Genomic DNA, 271 nt, shown 5'->3' with positions numbered 1-271 from the left:
AACCGTGACGGTGAGCTTCCCTGATGGCACCACTGCAACAGTCGTGGCAGGTACAGACGGAACATGGTCAGTACCAAACCCGGGTAACCTGGTGGATGGCGATACCGTGACTGCAACAGCGACTGACCCTGCAGGCAATACTTCATTGCCAGGTACAGGCACAGTCTCTGCAGACATTACACCGCCGGTGGTTGCACTGGATGATGTGTTGACGAACGACAGCACACCAGCACTCACTGGTACAGTGAATGATCCGACAGCAACTGTGGTT

The 271-nt window shown here is 55.0% G+C and carries 1 protein-coding gene; it reads left to right on the top strand.

Annotated elements, in window-relative coordinates:
• Nucleotides 1-271: Ig-like domain-containing protein (locus RFW85_RS10665; RefSeq protein WP_309171523.1), on the top strand; the 271-nt coding region annotated here is incomplete at both ends.

This window comes from Acinetobacter sp. 12966, assembly GCF_031196995.1.
Classification (GTDB): Bacteria; Pseudomonadota; Gammaproteobacteria; order Pseudomonadales; family Moraxellaceae; genus Acinetobacter; species Acinetobacter geminorum.
This window is presented reverse-complemented; position numbering and strand designations above follow the sequence as displayed.